The 17,540-nt window shown below is 61.9% G+C and carries 16 protein-coding genes; 5 read left to right on the top strand and 11 right to left on the bottom strand.

Annotated elements, in window-relative coordinates:
- Nucleotide 1: 1 nt before the first annotated feature.
- From LGH83_RS05780 to LGH83_RS05760, 5 genes are all read right to left on the bottom strand, one after another.
- Nucleotides 2-1,195, bottom strand: coding sequence for an HlyD family secretion protein (locus tag LGH83_RS05780; protein WP_227400976.1), 1,194 nt, complete (start codon nucleotides 1,193-1,195; stop codon nucleotides 2-4).
- 99 nt (nucleotides 1,196-1,294) lie between these two features.
- Nucleotides 1,295-2,332: an alpha/beta fold hydrolase gene (locus LGH83_RS05775; RefSeq protein ID WP_227400975.1), complete on the bottom strand. Its 1,038-nt coding sequence runs from the start codon at nucleotides 2,330-2,332 to the stop codon at nucleotides 1,295-1,297.
- A complete protein-coding gene (deoC, locus tag LGH83_RS05770; protein WP_227400974.1) occupies nucleotides 2,310-3,023 on the bottom strand; it encodes a deoxyribose-phosphate aldolase in 714 nt (237 codons plus the stop codon). The genes LGH83_RS05775 and deoC overlap by 23 nt, the downstream gene beginning before the upstream one ends.
- A gap of 135 nt (nucleotides 3,024-3,158) precedes the next feature.
- Nucleotides 3,159-3,416, bottom strand: coding sequence for a GlsB/YeaQ/YmgE family stress response membrane protein (locus LGH83_RS05765; protein ID WP_131118277.1), 258 nt, complete (start codon nucleotides 3,414-3,416; stop codon nucleotides 3,159-3,161).
- 123 nt (nucleotides 3,417-3,539) lie between these two features.
- Entirely contained in the window at nucleotides 3,540-3,755 is a 216-nt protein-coding gene (locus tag LGH83_RS05760) for a YdcH family protein (protein ID WP_131118274.1), read from the bottom strand.
- 319 nt (nucleotides 3,756-4,074) lie between these two features.
- Between LGH83_RS05760 and LGH83_RS05755 the strand changes: the two genes are divergently transcribed.
- From LGH83_RS05755 to rpoH, 3 genes are all read left to right on the top strand, one after another.
- On the top strand, nucleotides 4,075-5,061 hold the full coding sequence (locus LGH83_RS05755) for an SDR family oxidoreductase (protein WP_227400973.1): 987 nt from the start codon (nucleotides 4,075-4,077) through the stop codon (nucleotides 5,059-5,061).
- A gap of 229 nt (nucleotides 5,062-5,290) precedes the next feature.
- Nucleotides 5,291-5,455, top strand: coding sequence for a YdcH family protein (locus LGH83_RS05750; RefSeq protein ID WP_131118268.1), 165 nt, complete (start codon nucleotides 5,291-5,293; stop codon nucleotides 5,453-5,455).
- A gap of 346 nt (nucleotides 5,456-5,801) precedes the next feature.
- On the top strand, nucleotides 5,802-6,707 hold the full coding sequence (gene rpoH / locus LGH83_RS05745; RefSeq protein WP_131118265.1) for an RNA polymerase sigma factor RpoH: 906 nt from the start codon (nucleotides 5,802-5,804) through the stop codon (nucleotides 6,705-6,707).
- A 50-nt stretch (nucleotides 6,708-6,757) separates the two neighbouring features.
- On the opposite strand, the gene LGH83_RS05740 is transcribed toward rpoH, so the two are convergent.
- The 6 genes from LGH83_RS05740 to LGH83_RS05715 form a co-directional block, all read right to left on the bottom strand.
- A complete protein-coding gene (locus LGH83_RS05740) occupies nucleotides 6,758-8,701 on the bottom strand; it encodes a hypothetical protein (RefSeq protein WP_227400972.1) in 1,944 nt (647 codons plus the stop codon).
- Nucleotides 8,702-8,793: 92 nt separating this feature from the next.
- Nucleotides 8,794-10,089 (bottom strand): adenylosuccinate synthase, encoded by a 1,296-nt coding sequence (locus LGH83_RS05735; protein WP_227400971.1) that lies wholly within the window; start codon nucleotides 10,087-10,089, stop codon nucleotides 8,794-8,796.
- A gap of 156 nt (nucleotides 10,090-10,245) precedes the next feature.
- Entirely contained in the window at nucleotides 10,246-11,826 is a 1,581-nt protein-coding gene (serA, locus tag LGH83_RS05730; protein WP_131194766.1) for a phosphoglycerate dehydrogenase, read from the bottom strand.
- A gap of 134 nt (nucleotides 11,827-11,960) precedes the next feature.
- Nucleotides 11,961-13,139, bottom strand: coding sequence for a phosphoserine transaminase (locus LGH83_RS05725; protein ID WP_413771109.1), 1,179 nt, complete (start codon nucleotides 13,137-13,139; stop codon nucleotides 11,961-11,963).
- A 90-nt stretch (nucleotides 13,140-13,229) separates the two neighbouring features.
- Nucleotides 13,230-13,961 carry an outer membrane protein gene (locus LGH83_RS05720; RefSeq protein ID WP_227400969.1) on the bottom strand — a complete coding sequence of 244 codons (732 nt, stop codon included), beginning with the start codon at nucleotides 13,959-13,961 and terminating at the stop codon, nucleotides 13,230-13,232.
- A 165-nt stretch (nucleotides 13,962-14,126) separates the two neighbouring features.
- The gene (locus tag LGH83_RS05715) at nucleotides 14,127-15,050 is read right to left on the bottom strand and encodes an outer membrane protein (RefSeq protein ID WP_227400968.1); all 924 of its coding nucleotides are present in this window, start codon (nucleotides 15,048-15,050) and stop codon (nucleotides 14,127-14,129) included.
- A 357-nt stretch (nucleotides 15,051-15,407) separates the two neighbouring features.
- Between LGH83_RS05715 and ispH the strand changes: the two genes are divergently transcribed.
- On the top strand, nucleotides 15,408-16,334 hold the full coding sequence (gene ispH / locus LGH83_RS05710) for a 4-hydroxy-3-methylbut-2-enyl diphosphate reductase (RefSeq protein ID WP_227400967.1): 927 nt from the start codon (nucleotides 15,408-15,410) through the stop codon (nucleotides 16,332-16,334).
- Nucleotides 16,335-16,391: 57 nt separating this feature from the next.
- Nucleotides 16,392-17,540: an adenosyl-hopene transferase HpnH gene (gene hpnH / locus LGH83_RS05705; protein ID WP_131118242.1), complete on the top strand. Its 1,149-nt coding sequence runs from the start codon at nucleotides 16,392-16,394 to the stop codon at nucleotides 17,538-17,540.

Here is a 17,540-nt window from a genome sequence, read left to right as displayed (position 1 = left end):
CTTACCGCACCCGGACAGTCGGCACCACCGACATGCCTGGTCCGAGCTCCACGTCCGGACGCTGATCGAAGGTGATCTTCACCGGAATGCGCTGAACGACCTTCACGTAATTGCCCGTGGCGTTCTGAGCCGGCAGCAAACTGAAGGCCGTTCCACTCCCAGCCTGGATGCTGTTGATCTTGCCGGGATAGGTCCGGCCAAAAGCATCGATTTCGATATCGACGGGCTGTCCCACCCTCATGTCGGCGAGTTGAGTTTCCTTGAAGTTGGCCGTGACCCAAACATCCAACGGCACCAGAACCATCAGGCCTTGGCCCTGAGTCGCAACGAAACCAACCGCCCCGGTGAGCCGCGTCACGCGGCCATCGACGGTCGCGCGAATCATCGTGCGCGAGAGATTGGCGTCGGCCGTCAGCTTCTGCGCCTTCGCTTGCTCGATTTGCGCCTCGGCGCTGCGTCTTTGGGCTTTCAACACATTGATCTGCTTTTCAGCGGCAGCCTGGTTGGATTGAGCGCCGTCCAGCGCGGCGCGCTTCTGCTGCTGATCGGAGGCCGATTGCTGCGCCCGCTGGATCGTTCCAAAGCCGGTCTTGGCGAGATCCTGATAGCGCTTGTTCTCGTCGTTGGAGAAGTTCAGCGCAGCCTGAGCCTCGTTGACCTGCTGTTCCGCTTGCCGAACTTGCGACTTCTGCGCTCCGATCTGTGCCTCGATATTTTCGAACTGAGCTTGCGCCTGATCGATCTGAGCCTCCGCATTGGCGACCGCCGCCGTGTAGTTCCGATCATCGATGCGGGCCAGGAGGTCCCCGGCCTTCACAACCTGATTATCGGTGACCGGCACAGCAGTGATGTTGCCTTCAACTTCGGCGCTGATCGAAATCGGCCGACCATCGATAAAAGCATCATCCGTGTTCTCGAAGTGGCGCGCGTTCAGATACCAGAGGACGCCAGCCACAATCGCCGCGATCAGCACGAGAAGGCCGACGATCAGCGCAATCGGATGCTTGCGCCAGAACGGCCGGGTGTCTTTCGGCTTCTCTGCCGCATCGTCGTCGGGGGACGTCTCGACGGTCTCACCGCTGTCGTCGACGTCATCAGATTTCTGCAATGCCGCCGGCTCGTCGGCCTTGTGGTCCGCCGATCCGATCTTGAGAATGTCGCGGTCGTGAGGAGCATCGTTTGGTTGGTCGAGCACGGTGGACTTCCCGATTTTTAAGGCGAAAACATGCGATGGGCGTGCTTGGTTCCTGCGGCCGAACAGCCAAGCCAAGGCTTCGTCCGAAAGAGGCCTTGTCTAACTCGCTATCGCTGGCGGCGTGACGCTCGACGATCCTGGAACGAAGCCATCGAACGCCGCCCAAAACTGTGCCCTGAAGTGATCCTGTTCCATCAGAACTTCATGCCGGGCATGAGGCACAACGATGAGGCTCGCGTTTTTCAGTCGGGTGGCGAAACGCTCGATCCCGCGTGTCGCGACGACGCTGTCGGCGCCGCAGGCCACCACGAGCATGGGGGTGAGAATCCGGCGCGGGAAGTCGACGTCGTGAAACTCAGCCATGTAGCGGAACGCCGCGTTCAACCAGCCTTGCGTCGGCGCGCCGATCGCGAGTTCGGGCGCGGCGCTCACCAAGGCCGAGAAGGCGGCATAGCGTTTTGGATCGGACGTGAGAACGTTATGCTCAAACGGTTTCATCATGACCGAGCGGCTGCTTCCTCCTGGCACATAGAGGCGTCCCAGCCCGAGCCGAGATGCCGTCGATGCCATTGCCCTGATGGCGCGGGGCGCCGCGAGGCCATAGATCTCGACCATCGGGGTCGAGAGAACGATACGATCAAACATACAACGGTCGCCGGCGGCATGCGCGATCGCAATAGCGCCGCCCATGGAATGCGCCAGCGCGAACCAAGGCCTGGGGCAGTGCGGCTCAAGCACGGCGGATCGGATGGCGTCGAGATCCGCTTGAAATTCATCAAAGTCGGAGACGTGTCCTTTGCGTCCATCTCGCACCAAACGTGACGAGCCGCCCTGGCCGCGCCAGTCGAACGCCACGACTGCAAACCCGCGAGCGAGGAGTTCGGACGCGACCTCGGCATATTTCTCGATAAATTCGCCGCGTCCTGTACAGAGGACGACCGTCCCGGCGGCCGGTACCCGGGTCGCCTCCCAACGCGCGACCCTGATCTCGATCGTCCCGATCGGCAGCAGATCAGTGATCGCATTTGGAGCGAGGGGATTGAGAGGCACCTCCACAAGCTTGACGCTGAGGTTGCGCGATGCCGTCTTGCCGGGAGCCGTTCCGCCTCTCCGGTCAGCCCTGGACGATGGCGACACTTGCGCTCGCTCCGATTCGGCTGGCGCCCGCCGCGACCATTTGTTCGGCATCGGTCCTGGTCCGGATGCCGCCGGAGGCTTTGACCCCAAGTGCATCGCCGACCACGCCTCGCATGAGGGCCACATCTTCGATCGTCGCACCCGCATGACCGAAGCCGGTCGAGGTCTTGACGAAATTCGCGCCGGCGCTTGCGGCGATCGAACAGGCGGCCCGCTTCTCGTCGTCGGTCAGCAGGCAAGTCTCGATGATGACCTTGAGCAGGGTCGAGCCGCAGGCGCGCTTCACTGTCGCGATATCGGCCTCGACGGCGTCGAACTGCCGGTCCTTCAGCGCCCCGACATGGATCACCATGTCGATTTCTCCCGCACCCGCCGCGACCGCGTCGGAGGCTTCGAATGCCTTGGCGCGTGTCGACATGGCGCCGAGCGGAAAGCCAACGACGGCACAGGCTGGGATCGATAGACCGGCGAGCCTCTCGGCGACGCGAGAGACATAGACGCCGTTGACGCAGACGGAGGCGAAGCCGAACCGTGCGGCTTCCGCACAAAAGCGGTCGACATCGATCGCAAGCGTGTCGGGTTTCAGGACGGTATGGTCGATCAACCTGGCGAGGCTCGCGGCGTCGGCATCAAGGGCCTCGCTGGCTGACCGCTGCGAGGAGCGTGGCGTTTCGTTGTCGTAGAGGCTCATGATCGACTCGCCAGCTTGCGCGTGCCACTTTGGCACCTTGCGGCGATGGCACAATAAAACAAAAAGCCGGCCCGTCCTACCCGACGGACCGGCTTGATCTGCCGATGTTTGTTCAAGCAGCGATGCGCCAGATCGTTAAACGACGCGTCGAATCAGCTTGATGATGATGAGCAACACGATGGCGCCGATCGCAGCGTCGATGATGGCAGCCACGACGCCCGTGCCAAGGTTGATCCCGAGTTGCGGGAGCAGGTAGCCAGCGACGAAAGCGCCGATGATACCGACAATGATGTCACCGATCAGACCGAAGCCGGTGCCCTGAACCACGAGTCCAGCGAGCCAGCCGGCGATCGCGCCGATGATGAGAAATACGATGAGTGATTGGCCGTCCATGTATCGATCCCCGGTGTAACAGCCCGCCCAAACAGGCCCAACAGCGGAACCGACGGTTCACGGCAAAGGTTCCGCTGTTGGTCAGCAGCGAGAAGAAACTGTGGCCGCGATGTGGCTCGATTGTCACGCTATGATGTCTGGTGTGATTTGGTCTTCGATGAAGCCGATTTTGTCGCGGAGCAGCAATTTGCGTTTCTTAAGTCGCTGCACTTGAATCTGATCGCGAGTCTCCCGGAGCGACAAGGCCATAATGGCTTCGTCGAGGTCCCGGTGTTCCTGGCGAAGTTGCTCCATTTCGATCAGGGCGACACGTTTTTCCTCGGGACCCAATTGGTTCATCGCGCCTCAACCCTAATTCGCATCGTTCGCTCCAAGCCGGAGGTCTGTCCGCCGAGCCGATCCGGCAGATTATGGCAACAGCCGGGTTCTGTCGCAAGTCGAGCCAAGCCTCAGTGCGGTGCAAGAAGGCATTCCCGTCAAGCTAAATCTGCATGAATTATCAGTAACTTGACCGTCAACGCTGGGATCAGCGACCAGTCGTTTGGCGGAGCAAGCACGCGGGAAGGATGCGTCTTGTGTGAAACGAACGCCCGCCGCACGGGTTAGGCCGTAGCGAAGTGACAGGGGCCGATCCGGCCCGTAACCAGGGGAGATCGACGTGGCTGTAGCGGTAGTAACGGGAGCAGGCGCAGGGGTAGGGCGGGCGACAGCCCGGGAATTCGCGCGACAAGGGTTCGATGTTGGTTTGATCGCGCGAGACCAGCAAAGGCTCGACGCCACCGCAAAGGAACTCCGCGACATGGGCGTGCGCGCCCATGTGGTCACGGCCGACGTGTCGGATGCGAGCGCCATCGCGGCCGCGGCCGACAGCATCGAACATGAACTCGGCCCGATCGAGGTCTGGGTCAACAATGCGGCAACCAGCATCTTCTCGCCGGTTGAAAAGATCGAACCCGACGAATTCAAACGCGCCACAGAGGTCGGCTATCTTGGCACGGTCTACGGCTCCATCGCGGCGCTCAAACACATGAGGCTGCGCGATCGTGGCCTCATCATCAATGTCGGTTCGGCCATGGGCTACCGGGCCATGCCACTCCAATCAGCCATGTCGGGCGCGAAATTCGCGGTCCGTGGATTTACGGCTGCCTTGCGGTCTGAGTTGTTCCACGATCGATCCCACATCCGTGTGTCGATGGTGCATCTGCCATCGATCAACACCCCCCAATTCGACTGGAGCCTCAACCGCCTCGGCCGCAAGCCGCAGCCGGTGGCTCCCGTCTACCAGCCGGAAGTCGCAGCCCGCGCCATCGTGTTCACTGCTCAGCATCCGCGTCGTGACGTTTGGGTTGGCCTGTCCACGCTTGCGGCCATCATGTTGGATCGCTTTGCGCCAGGCCTTGCCGATCGTCTCCTCGCGCTCGGTGGTTATCCGGCGCAGATCACCAAGCAACGTGAACTCGGCAGCGCCACCGCGAACCTGTACGGGCCGATCGGCGGCGTCTATGCGGCGCATGGGCGGTTCGACTTGAATGCGCGCGACACGAACTGGGAAATCTTCACCAGCCGACATCGTGACACGGTCGTCGTCGCGGGGCTGATCGGGCTCTTCTTCGCCCTCCGACACTCGGTGCGATCAATCCGATAAGGCATAACCCAAGACGATCGAGCCACGCTGCGGCTCGATCGTATTCTCGCGGTCATCCAGCGTCACGCGAGCAGGCAGAGGTCGGACGCCGCCAATTCGTTTTAAAACCGCTCGAACATCGCAAAGAGTTGATGACGACGCAGGCGAAAGGCCGCTTGAGCCGCGTCCAGATCGTGTCATCATCTCGTCGTGAACCGCGTTCGGACACGATTCCTGTTGGGAGTTCAGAATGTCGCTGCAAAGTCACATTGCGGAGTTGGCTCGTCGTCATCAGGCGATCGATAAAGAAATTGCCTCCTGCCGTGCCGCGCCGAGCATAGAGCCCGCGAAACTATCTGAGTTGAAACGCAAGAAACTGCAGCTCAAAGACGAGATGACCAAGCTGCGTCATTAACGGCTGTCTTCGATCGTTTTCAAAATCTGGTGTAAGGGGCCGTGCGGATCGCCGGCCCCTTTGTTATGAAAGCGCGTGCTGCATGCCACCGATGCGGGATGCCACTCACCCTTTACTTCATGGGTCTTGCGATCCATTTCTTCAGGAGATGAAGAGACCGGTTGATGGCTCTGTTCGGTCGACGATTGCGGTTGTGCCTTAAAGAGTGCAGCCGCCGTTGCGAGCGGTTGATCTTGCACCGCAGCATTTAGCCATCAAATCGACATGTAGCTCAAATCTGATTGTGCGAGACGGCAATATGCTGGCCGTTAAAAGGCCCGAGTCGGGCCGACCAAGGACGAATGTTATGGCGCCTGCTCTCCCGATGATCTCAAGCGAAAGCGGTCTTTCCCGCTATCTCAATGAGATTCGTCGCTTTCCCATGCTTCAGCCCCAGCAGGAATTCATGCTGGCGAAGCGTTGGCGTGAGCACGACGATCGCGACGCGGCCCACGAACTCGTGACCTCGCATCTTCGCCTCGTTGCCAAGATCGCGATGGGCTATCGCGGCTACGGACTCCCGATCGGCGAAGTCATTTCGGAAGGCAATGTCGGCTTGATGCAGGCTGTGAAGCGGTTCGAGCCCGACAAGGGCTTCCGCCTTGCGACTTATGCGATCTGGTGGATTCGCGCGTCGATCCAGGAATATATTCTTCGTTCCTGGTCACTCGTGAAGATGGGGACGACTGCCAATCAGAAGAAGCTGTTCTTCAACCTGCGGAAGGCGAAGAGCCAGATCTCGGCGTTGGAGGAAGGCGATCTTCATCCCGACCACGTTCAGACCATCGCGACCAAGCTCGGGGTGACCGCGCAGGACGTGATCGACATGAACCGCCGCCTTGGTGGCGACAGCTCCCTGAATTCACCGATGCGCGAGGACGGCGACGGCGAGTGGCAGGACTGGCTCGTTGACGATTCGACGAACCAAGAGGTTCTGCTTGCCGACCACGAAGAAAGCTCTAATCGCCACGACGCGCTGAAGGGAGCGCTCGATGTTTTGAATCCGCGTGAGCGCCGCATCTTCGAGGCGCGTCGTCTTGCGGAGGATCCGATTACGCTCGAGCAACTCTCCGAAGAGTTCAACATCTCGCGTGAGCGCGTTCGGCAAATCGAGGTGAGAGCCTTCGAAAAGGTGCAGGCTGCCGTGAAGACCGGATTGGCGCGGATCGAAGCAAGCCGGCCTTTGTTGGAGTCGCAATCGAGCGTTCATTGAATCTGACGGTCGACCAACAAAAAGCCGAGGCAATCGCCTCGGCTTTTTGTTTATGGCGTGGCTGACTGCCAGCTTTGAATAGCGCTTTCGATAATGCGCTGTCCCGATGTGCCCTTCTCGAAGGTTATCTTGGCGACCTTGCCAGACACCAGCAGCAAGGGGACGTCGAACCAATTCCGGCTTTTGATGAGGTCAAGGTTGCGGCTTTCGACGTCGCCGCGCGTCAGTCCCACCAGAAAATAATTGTCCGTGATGGTCACCGGCAGTCCGACCAGTGTGTCGCCTGTCGGTGAATCGTCGCGGCGCAATTGCGGCACGTTGATTTGCTTCACGTTTCCAAGTTGATTGCCCGGACCCGGCGTGAACCGCAAATCCATCGTATGGCTCGCGGGAAATTGCTGTTCGAAATTCTTTTGAAACAGCATGGTCATTTTAAGATTGGCGTCGGGAATTTCGATATCGGCGCGGACAGCTTGGGCCAGCGGCTGCCCCTGGCCTGGGCTGACATTCTCGGCATGCCAGACCACGGAACCCACATAGGTTTTGACTTTTTGAGGATCGTCCGGCGCGTCCACGAGAAGTGCGGCGCGTTGCGAAACCGGCAATGTCTCGTCGCTCGAAGCAGGTGCGGTCGCGGTGGAGGGTGGGGTCGCAGCCGAGGTGGGTGCTGGCGCCGCGGGGGACGCTGACGCCGCGAGCGGAGCCGAGGGATCCGCTGTCGCCGCTGCGGCGGACGGATTCGCGCTATCGCTCGGTGCGGCTGCCGGTGGATTGGCGGCATCGGTCGGGCCGCCCGCCGGTGCATTGGCAGCGTCGGTCGAGGCTGGTTGTGTCGGCGCTGGCTCCGGCGCAGCGCCGGCCGATGACAGGGCCGTTGTCGATTGAGCAGCCGATGGTTGGCTTTGCGGCGCAGCGGACGAAGGATCCGGCTGCGTCGTGTTATCGGCCGTCGCTTTTTCCGCAGCGGGTGTCTTGTCGGCCAGAATCGTCGGCGGCGCGCTCGTGCCGTCGGCCCGGCTGACGATCTTGCCGCTCTGCGGCTCGGATTTCTGAGCGGCCTGCAGCGCCGCGCGTGCCCGCGCCATCGCTTCTGGTTTGTCGCGCAGGCGCCAAGCCGTGTAGGCAATGCCGGCCACAACGACGGCCGCCACAAGCGCGACGATGAGAACGCGCGGGCTGAATGGCTCTTTCCGAACCGGCCGTGGCGCGGCCGGGCGGTTCGACTCGTCTCGGTTGAGGCTCCGCTCCTCGGACCGATCTTTGGTCGGCGGGAATTGCGGCGTGTCGGGCAGTTGCTCGGGCGCCGACGCATCCGTGCCAGGAGGCTCGTTCGGCTCGGCCGTCGGCGAAGGAACCTGCAGGCGCGAGGCGCTTGGCAATCCAGGGCTTTGCGAGGCGAGGCTCGATGAGATGGTCTTGGGTGTGGCTTGTGCCGGGTCGTCCGTCTCGCGCGACGCGCGTATGACAGGCGCTGCAACCGGCCTCGATGTGCTCGCCGGTCGCATCGGCTGAACGGGCCGTGGCGGCCCCGGCGGACGGCTTGGCCCCGGGGGTAAGCCTGCGCGCAGAGACGTGAGGCCCGGGGCAGCCGGACGAACCGTGGTTACCGTGGCTGGCGCTGCCGAGGGCTGCGGCAACACTGTTGCCTGCCGCGCCGCAGGGTCCAGGCTCGATGCCGCTACGGGCGTTTCGCTCGCAGGGACCGCAGGGGCTGAGGGTTGAGGCGAGACCGGTGGCGGAGAAGCAGGAGCCGGGGGTGCGACGGGTGCAGCGACCGTTGGCGGTCCCACGATGTCGGTCTCGACCCGCGCGATCGCGTCATCGAGGGCGACGCTCTCCCGTTCGATGTCCTCTGCCGGAACGGGCGGTTCCATCGAACGCAATTGCCCGAGAAGCGCCTGTCGCGCCCGATCATAGATGGCGCGGCGCGCCTCCGGCGGCGCGTCGTGCAGGGAGGCGACCGCCCGAGAGAGAAGAGGATAATATTCGGCCATTCAGCGTTAACACCATCCCTGGTCTGGTTCGTCAATCCCGCTGATGTGAGCCCGCGAGTTGAGGTCTCGGTGCAACGAATAGCCGAAGCGCATCAATCCTGAAACGGGTTCTGAACCAGAATCGTGTCGTCGCGCTCAGGGCTCGTCGAGAGGAGCGCCACGGGGGCACCGATCAGTTCCTCGATATAGCGGACGTATTTGATCGCCTGCGCCGGCAGGTCGGCCCAGGACCGCGCACCGCCCGTCGCGCCTTCCCAGCCCGGAAAGGTCTCGTAGACAGGCTCGACGCGCGCCTGAGCGGCCTGGCCGGCCGGCAGATAGGCGATGTCCTTGCCGTCGAGTTTGTAGCCGACGCAGATCTTGATCTCGTCGAAGCCATCGAGAATGTCGAGCTTGGTCAGGGCGATACCGTCGATCCCCGAGGTCTTGACGGTTTGACGCACCAGCACGGCATCGAACCACCCGCACCGGCGGCGACGGCCGGTGTTGACGCCGTATTCATGTCCCTTGTCGCCGATCAACTGGCCGATCTCGTCGTGAAGTTCGGTCGGGAAGGGACCGCCGCCGACCCGAGTCGTGTAGGCCTTGGCGATCCCAAGCACATAGCCGATCGCTTTCGGACCCAGGCCCGAGCCGGTCGCGGCTGCGCCTGCCACCGTGTTGGATGAGGTGACAAAGGGATAGGTGCCGTGATCGACATCCAAGAGCGCGCCTTGGGCGCCTTCAAACAGGATGCGTTTGCCGTCACGTCGTGCGGTGTCCAAAAGATCGAACGTCACGGCCATATAGGGCAGGACCTTGTCGGCCACCGACATCAACTCATCTCGGATCGCCGCATGCGACAGTGGCTCGAGACCGAGCCCGCGTCGCAGCGGATCGTGATGCGAGAGCAGCCGCTCGATCTTCTCGTCGAGATACTCGGGCTCAGCGAGATCGGTCAGGCGGATCGCGCGGCGTCCGACCTTATCCTCATAGGCCGGTCCGATTCCGCGCTTGGTCGTGCCGATCTTGACGCCGGTGTCGGTCGCGGATTCGCGATGCGCGTCGAGTTCGCGGTGGAGCGCGAGAATGAGCGAGACGTTCTCGGCGATTTTCAGGTTGTCGGGGGTGATCTCGACGCCCTGCTGCCGCAGCTTGTCGATCTCGGCCAGGAGATGGTGGGGATCGAGAACGACGCCGTTGCCGATGACCGAAAGCTTGCCGGGGCGGACGATGCCGGAGGGCAGAAGAGCGAGTTTAAACACTTTGCCGTCGATCACCAGCGTGTGACCAGCGTTGTGACCGCCCTGAAAACGCACCACGACATCGGCCGCGGTCGACAACCAGTCGACGATCTTGCCCTTGCCCTCGTCGCCCCATTGAGCGCCGACCACCACCACATTCGCCATATTGATCTAGCTCGTCTCGCGCCGCGACCCCGGCCACCGCATCAGCGGCCCGGGGATACCAAGCCCCGACACTAGTGTCCGGGCTGCTCTTCGTAAATAAGCCCGGACGATCACGTCCGGGCTCCCGTCGCTCGTCTCGACCGTCGGTCGAGGTTTCTAGAAGTGAAGCAGGTTGACGGCCTTCACGCCGGGGATGCCCTTGATCTTGTCGAGCGTCCCATCCGGCACCGCACCATCGACTTCCGTCAGCGCAATGGCCGAGCCGCCTGGCTGGTCGCGCCCGAGCGCGAAGGTCGCGATATTGACGCCCGCGTCGCCCAGTGTCGTCGCGAACCGGCCGATGAAGCCCGGTTTGTCCTCGTTGGTGACGTAAAGCATCGTCGAGGCGAATTCGGCATCGACCTTGATGCCCTTGATGGCCGTGATGCGCGGCTTACCATCAGTGAACACAGTGCCCGAAATAGCGCGTTCCTGCGCGTCGGTCGTGATCGCCAGGGTAATGAGCGATTCGTAGTCGCCCTCGGCGGCGCGCGTGGTCTCCTCGACCACGATGCCGCGCTCCTTGGCGACGGCAGGACCCGACACGACGTTGACGGCCGACAGAACGGGACGAAGCAGACCCGCCAAGGCGGAGGCTGTGAGAGCCTTGATCTTGAGCTCCGCGACCGCACCCTCATAGGTGATCTTGACCTGACGGATCGGCGCATCGGTCAACTGGCCCGCGAAGGAGCCGAGCCGATCGGCCAGCTCGATCATGGGGCGAAGGCGAGGGGCTTCCTCGGCCGTGATGGAGGGAAAATTGACTGCGTTCGAGATCGCGCCACGGATCAGGTAATCCGACATCTGCTCGGCGACTTGAAGCGCCACGTTTTCCTGAGCTTCGTTGGTGGCGGCACCGAGATGCGGCGTGCAAACGACGTTCGGGTGACCAAACAGCACGTTCTCTTTCGCAGGCTCCGTCGCGAACACATCGATTGCGGCTCCGGCCACATGGCCGTTGTCCAGCTCCTTGCGGAGCGCTTCCTCGTCGATCAAGCCGCCACGGGCGCAGTTGATGATTCGCACACCCTTCTTGGTCTTGGCGAGATTTTCGGCCGACAGGATGTTCTTGGTCTGCGGCGTCATCGGCGTGTGCAGCGTGATGAAGTCGGCGCGGGCCAGCAACTCGTCGAGTTCGACGCGCTCGACCCCAAGCGCAAGAGCACGTTCGGCCGACAAGAAGGGGTCGAAGGCGATGACCCGCATGCGAAGTCCGACGCCGCGCTCGGCCACGATGGAGCCGATGTTGCCACATCCGATAATGCCCAACACCTTGCCGGTGATCTCGACGCCCATGAAGCGGTTCTTTTCCCACTTGCCGGCTTGAGTGGACGTGTCAGCGGCCGGCAACTGGCGCGCCAGCGCGAACATGAGCGCGATCGCGTGTTCGGCGGTCGTGATCGAATTCCCGAAGGGTGTGTTCATCACGATCACGCCTTTGGCGGTCGCGGCCGGGATATCGACATTGTCGACCCCGATGCCGGCGCGGCCGATGACCTTCAGCTTGGTGGCGCGTTCCAGCAGCTTCGCCGTCACCTTGGTGGCCGAGCGGATCGCCAAGCCGTCATATTGGTCGATGATCTCGGCCAGAGCATCTTTGTCGATGCCGGGTTTTACGTCCACCTCCACGCCACGCTCCTTGAAGATGGCGACGGCGGCGGGCGACAGACTATCGGAAATGAGAACGCGAGGAGCCATGGGATTTGTCCAGATCTTGGGGCAGGCGTCATCGTCCATCGGAACGAGCGCACGTGCGACATGGGAGTGTGGATCGAAAGGCGCTTCTCGTGCCGATCACGCGAGGCGCGAGGTTTAAGCGTCGATGGTCGGGGTCAGGCCGCTTTGGCGAGATTGGCCGAGGCTTGCGCATAGGCCCAATCGAGCCATTCCGTCAGGGCCACGACATCCGCCGTCTCGACCGTGGCGCCGCACCAGACACGAAGGCCGGGAGGCGCATCGCGATAACCGCCAATATCGAAGGCCACGCCGTCCTTATCGAGCATATCGGCCAGAGACTTGGCGAAAGCGGCCTGGGCGTCGGCCGGCTGCGACGTAACGGCGGGCGCCACAACCTTCAGGCAGACGGAAGTATTGGAGCGGGTGTCAGGCGCGATCGCCAGATGATCGATCCAGTCCGTCTTTGCGACCCAATCGGCGATCGCCTTGGCGTTGGCATCGGCTCGTGCCACGAGCGCATCGAGACCGCCGAGCCCTTTGGCCCAGGTCAGCGCATCGATGTAATCCTCGACGCAGAGCATCGACGGTGTGTTGATGGTCTCGCCCTTGAAAATGCCCTCGATCAGCTTGCCGCCTGAGGTGAGGCGGAAAATCTTCGGCAGCGGCCAAGCGGGCGCATAGGTCTGCAGGCGCTCGACGGCGCGGGGCGACAGGATCAGCATCCCGTGGGCCGCTTCGCCCCCCAGCACCTTCTGCCACGAGAAGGTCACCACATCGAGCTTGTCCCAGGGAAGCGTCTGCGCGAAGGCCGCCGAGGTGGCATCGCAGATGGTCAGACCGGCCCGATCCGCCGGGATGAAATCGCCATTCGGGACGCGCACGCCGGAGGTTGTACCATTCCACGTGAAGACGACGTCGTTGTTGAAATCGATGCTATTGAGATCGACGATCTCGCCATAGCCGGCCTTGAGGATCCGTGCGTCCTTGAGCTTCAGCTGCTTGGCTGCGTCCGTCACCCAGCCTTCGCCGAAGCTTTCCCACGCGACCATATCGACGCCGCGTGCCCCGAGAAGCGACCACATGGCCAATTCGACGGCGCCGGTGTCCGAGGCCGGAACAATACCGATACGGTAATCGGCGGGGACTTGCAGGATATCGCGGGTCAGGTCAATCGCGGCTTGGAGTTTCGCCTTGCCGGGCTTGGCGCGATGGGAGCGGCCGAGGGCGGCTTTGCCGAGCGCCTCGAGGGTCCAGCCTGGGCGCTTCGCGCAGGGGCCAGAGGAAAAGCACGGGTTTGCTGGCCGTGTAACCGGTTTATTCATCATGAAATCCATCCTCACAGATGGTAGCCTCTCGTTGGGGAGAGGTGTCCCGTCGCAAGGACTAGTACGAACCTCGCGGAGCCGTCAAGCGGCTCCTGTCGCTCAATCGATCGCGTAGCGGATGCCGAACTTCACGTCGTCACGCGTGAAATTGCGGGAATAGGATGACGTCCCGACACTTGTGCCGAAGCGCCCGAGATCGAGGTGATGATAGCCGAGGTCGACCGTAACAGAGTCCGTCAGCGCGTAGGAGAGGCCCGCCATGGCGGCCCAGGCGAAGGTCGTGCTGCCGCGAGGCGAACCGCCCTGGATCGCGCTCAAGCCCGTTGCGTCCGACACGGTCACCGAAGCCGACGGATCGAAGACCGCGAAGCCGAGACCCGCCCCGACATAGGGCGTCACGCCATACCATGTGCCGATGTCGAGATAGCCGTTGACCAGCCCATCGTAGCGGTTGAGGGAGCCCTGCTGGCGGGTCGTGACCCCGCCGGCCGTGATCTGCGTGGCATAGTCGATCGGTTGAAGATAGTCGCCCGTGACATCGACCCGCAGCATGCTGTTGAAGCGGTAGCCGACGCCGCCGCCAGCTGCGTAGCCCCCAGCCGATCGATGATCGAAGCCGAGCGGCGACAGCTTGGGACGATCGTCGTCGCCGTACGAGACATCGCCGCGGAGATACCAACCCGTTCCGACCGCGACATCGGCGTCGGGTTCGGCGAAGACCGGTGCAGGCGGATAGGTGGGCGAGAGGGTTGGGGTTCGCGCGAAGACCGGCGACGCCGCCATTCCGATCAGGGCCGCAAAACCCAATCTCGCTACCGTGCCGGCCCGCATCGACAATCCCCCTCGACCGTCGCGATTGCGCGGCCCTCACTGAAAAGAATGAACAAATATGCTTAAGGGCAGCTTAACCGTGCGTCGTCATCGACTGGCGATCACCCACAAAAAAACGCGGAGCCAAGGCCCCGCGTTTCGGCGTTCAGGTGCGATGTCCGCGCGTCAGTATTTCCGGACGGTCGGCGCTTCAGGCGGATAATAGACCGGGGTAGGGGCCACATCGCTGATCATCCAGCGCATGCCGAGCCGGATATCTTGCGAGGCAAGATCGTAACGATGCTTCTCGATCACGCAGCCGGTGCTGTTCACGCAATTGATGAAGCCCGAGGTCGCATCACCCATGTTGAGGTAGCGATAGCCGAGTTCCAGCTTGAGGTTCTGGCTGACGGAATAAGACACGCCCGCCATGGCGGCATAGGCCAGGTTGAACTTGTCATGTTCCTTGGCAAAGCCGAAGCCGCCGTTGCCGACGCCGTTGAACACATTGCCGGCTTGGTCGACAATGGTCGGGCCACCGACGCCGAGATCGCTCAAGGATGTGACGCGGTTGTAGGCTGCGCCGACGCCGGCCCCGATGAAGGGCGTCAAGCCGTACCAGGTGCCGAGGTCGGCATAGGCATTGACCAGGAACACCGAACTCTGCAGCGAGCCGTTATATTGGTCGTAGCCGCGCCCGGTCCCCGGGACGCCGAAACCCGCACCCGCATCATAGCTCTCGATCGTGCTGAAATGCTGGTCGGTGCGATATTCGCCGGTGGCATCGAAGCGCAGCCAGTTGTTGACCTGATAGCCGACGCCGATGTCGACGAAGCTCGAATCGGCGATGTGCTGCTGGTCCCGCGCAAAGCTCGGGACAGCGGTTGCGGTGTCGATCGGAGCATAGCTCTGATCGTAGAAGGTGGATCGAATGTTCGGACTGCTGGCGACGCCCACGCCGACGTCACCGCGCAAATACCACCCGCCGAAATCGACGACCTCGGGCGGCGGAACATATTGAGGCGGCAACGGGAGGTCGGCGGCGCGTGCGCCGGTCGCAGCCCCAAGTGCCACGACTCCCGCGAAAAGCAGGGCTTTGGTGCTGCCCATAGATGACGTCCCCACTTGAACAGTTGCAATTTCGGCTAGGCCGAGGGTCGACCCATCAACGATGAGCAAAGGTTGCAGAAACTGTTTAAGGGGAGCTTAACCCTAACGATTAACCTTGCGGCTGCAGCAGAAGCGTCGGGACATGACAGTCCGATGTTGCGCGATCCTTCTCTCGATCGCGGTTGTTGGAACGATCGCATGGTCACCGCATTGCAACACCTTGCTGCGGAGTGAGGCGGGGCAGTTGCCGCCCATTGCTTTTTTTCTTACGAAGGCGGGGAATATTGAGGCTCAGCACGAGCTGAGAGCGGCTTGGTCGGATTTTGCCGGTTTGGCTAAGCAATCGGGGATGTGTGCATGAAGGTTGTCTTGGCGCAGCCGCGCGGGTTTTGCGCGGGCGTCGTCCGAGCGGTCGAGATCGTCGAAAACGCTCTCGTCCAGCACGGGGCTCCGGTCTACGTCCGCCATGAAATCGTGCATAATCGCCATGTCGTCGAGAGCCTGGAACAGAAGGGTGCCAGGTTTGTGAAAGACGTGTCCGAGATTCCCGACGGAGCCGTGACGATTTTCAGCGCCCATGGCGTTGCGCGCTCCGTGGAGCAGGAAGCCGCCCGGCGCAACCTGCCGGTGCTCGATGCCACCTGTCCGCTGGTCGCCAAGGTTCATCACCAAGGCCGGCGCTATGTGGCGCAGGGTCGGTCCGTCGTTCTGATCGGTCATGCGGGCCATCCGGAAGTCGTTGGGACGGTGGGACAGATCGATGGTGAGGTGCATCTCGTCCGCAGTGTCGAGGATGTCGCCATGCTCGATCTCCCGATCGATGCGCCCGTGGCCTACATCACCCAAACGACGTTGAGCGTCGACGACACGCGCTCCATCATCGCGGCGCTTGAAGAAAAGTTTTCCGACGTCGTTGGCCCCGATACGCGCGACATCTGCTATGCCACCCAAAATCGACAGACGGCGGTGCGGGAATTGTCGCGGATCGCCGACCTGATATTGGTGGTCGGCGCCAACAACAGCTCGAACTCGAATCGCCTTCGGGAGATCGGAGCCGAGACAAACGTGCCGAGCTATCTCATCGCCGATGGGACGGAACTCGATCTCAACTGGCTGAAGGGCGTCGAGGTGATCGGTCTGACGGCCGGCGCATCGGCACCAGAGATCCTGGTGGATGGCGTCATTTCGGTTCTGCGCCGGATGGGGCCGATCGAAGTCTCGACTCTCCCCGGGATCGAAGAAACCGTTTCTTTCCGATTGCCCACCATGGCCATTAGCCATTAACCAACGTCGATACGCGTCGTGAGCGAGGCCGTGTTTAGGCGGCTCAAGGAGTTCACATTGGGAATTTCAATACACCAGGCGGCCCGGATGGGCGCTTACGTGGTCAGCCAGCATCTGCGTGGCCGCAAACGTTACCCGCTCGTCATGATGCTGGAACCACTGTTCCGCTGCAATCTGGCCTGTGCGGGCTGTGGGAAGATCGACTATCCGGACAAGATTCTCGATCAACGCATTTCGGTGAAAGACGCGCTCGACTCGCTCGAGGAATGCGGCGCCCCCATGTTGGTGATCGCCGGGGGCGAACCGTTGATCCACAAGGAATTGCCGCAGATCGTCGAAGGCGCGATGGCGAAGAAGAAATTTGTCACCGTCTGCACCAATGCGCTTCTGCTCGAAAAGAAGATGCATGAGTATAAGCCGAACAAGTTCTTCAACTGGTCGATCCATCTCGATGGCGATCGCGAGATGCACGACAAGTCGGTGTGCCGCAAGGGCGTCTATGACAAGGCTGTCGCGGCCATCAAGGCCGCCAAGGCCGCCGGTTTCCGCGTCACCATCAACACCACCTTGTTCAGCGATGCGGATGCCGAGCGGTCGGCTCGTTTCTTCGACGAGGTCACCGCGATGGGGATCGACGGCATCACGGTGTCGCCGGGCTATGCCTACGAGCGCGCGCCCGATCAGCAGCACTTCCTGAACCGCGCCAAGATCAAGGAATTGTTCCGCGGCATCTTCGAGCGAAACAAGGGCGGCAAGGCTTGGCCGTTCTACCAATCCACGCTGTTCCTCGATTTCCTGGCCGGAAACCAGAAGTATCACTGCACGCCTTGGGGCAACCCAACCCGGACCGTGTTCGGCTGGCAGAAGCCCTGCTATCTGCTCGGCGAAGGCTATGCGAGCACCTTCAAAGAGTTGATGGAAGACACCAACTGGAGCAACTACGGCACCGGCAATTACGAAAAATGCGCCGACTGCATGGTCCACAGCGGGTTCGAGGCGACCGCGGTTGCCGATTCGGTCACCAAACCCTGGAAGATCCTCAAGGTGGCGCTGCAAGGCATCCGCACCAAGGGTCCGATGGCGCCCGATATCTCACTCGAGAACCAGCGCCCAGCCGAATATATGTTTTCGCGGCACGTCGAGACGAAGCTCGAAGAGATCACGACGAAGGAACAGAATCGCCTTCCCTTGCAGGCTGCCGAATAA

This window comes from Lichenihabitans sp. PAMC28606 (assembly GCF_020616535.1).
Lineage (GTDB): Bacteria > Pseudomonadota > Alphaproteobacteria > Rhizobiales > Beijerinckiaceae > Lichenihabitans > Lichenihabitans psoromatis.
Note: the sequence above shows the minus strand (reverse complement) of the source record. Positions and strands in the feature narration are given on the sequence as shown.

Excerpts from the sequence above, each read along its gene's own strand:
- LGH83_RS05760 (WP_131118274.1), bottom strand. The coding sequence starts at position 3,755 with ATGAACCAATTGGGTCCCGAGGAAAAACGTGTCGCCCTGATCGAAATG.
- rpoH (WP_131118265.1), top strand. The coding sequence starts at position 5,802 with ATGGCGCCTGCTCTCCCGATGATCTCAAGCGAAAGCGGTCTTTCCCGC.
- ispH (WP_227400967.1), top strand. The coding sequence starts at position 15,408 with ATGAAGGTTGTCTTGGCGCAGCCGCGCGGGTTTTGCGCGGGCGTCGTC.
- deoC (WP_227400974.1), bottom strand. The coding sequence starts at position 3,023 with ATGAGCCTCTACGACAACGAAACGCCACGCTCCTCGCAGCGGTCAGCC.
- LGH83_RS05725 (WP_413771109.1), bottom strand. The coding sequence starts at position 13,139 with ATGGATTTCATGATGAATAAACCGGTTACACGGCCAGCAAACCCGTGC.
- LGH83_RS05715 (WP_227400968.1), bottom strand. The coding sequence starts at position 15,050 with ATGGGCAGCACCAAAGCCCTGCTTTTCGCGGGAGTCGTGGCACTTGGG.
- LGH83_RS05740 (WP_227400972.1), bottom strand. The coding sequence starts at position 8,701 with ATGGCCGAATATTATCCTCTTCTCTCTCGGGCGGTCGCCTCCCTGCAC.
- LGH83_RS05735 (WP_227400971.1), bottom strand. The coding sequence starts at position 10,089 with ATGGCGAATGTGGTGGTGGTCGGCGCTCAATGGGGCGACGAGGGCAAG.
- LGH83_RS05720 (WP_227400969.1), bottom strand. The coding sequence starts at position 13,961 with ATGCGGGCCGGCACGGTAGCGAGATTGGGTTTTGCGGCCCTGATCGGA.
- serA (WP_131194766.1), bottom strand. The coding sequence starts at position 11,826 with ATGGCTCCTCGCGTTCTCATTTCCGATAGTCTGTCGCCCGCCGCCGTC.
- LGH83_RS05765 (WP_131118277.1), bottom strand. The coding sequence starts at position 3,416 with ATGGACGGCCAATCACTCATCGTATTTCTCATCATCGGCGCGATCGCC.
- LGH83_RS05750 (WP_131118268.1), top strand. The coding sequence starts at position 5,291 with ATGTCGCTGCAAAGTCACATTGCGGAGTTGGCTCGTCGTCATCAGGCG.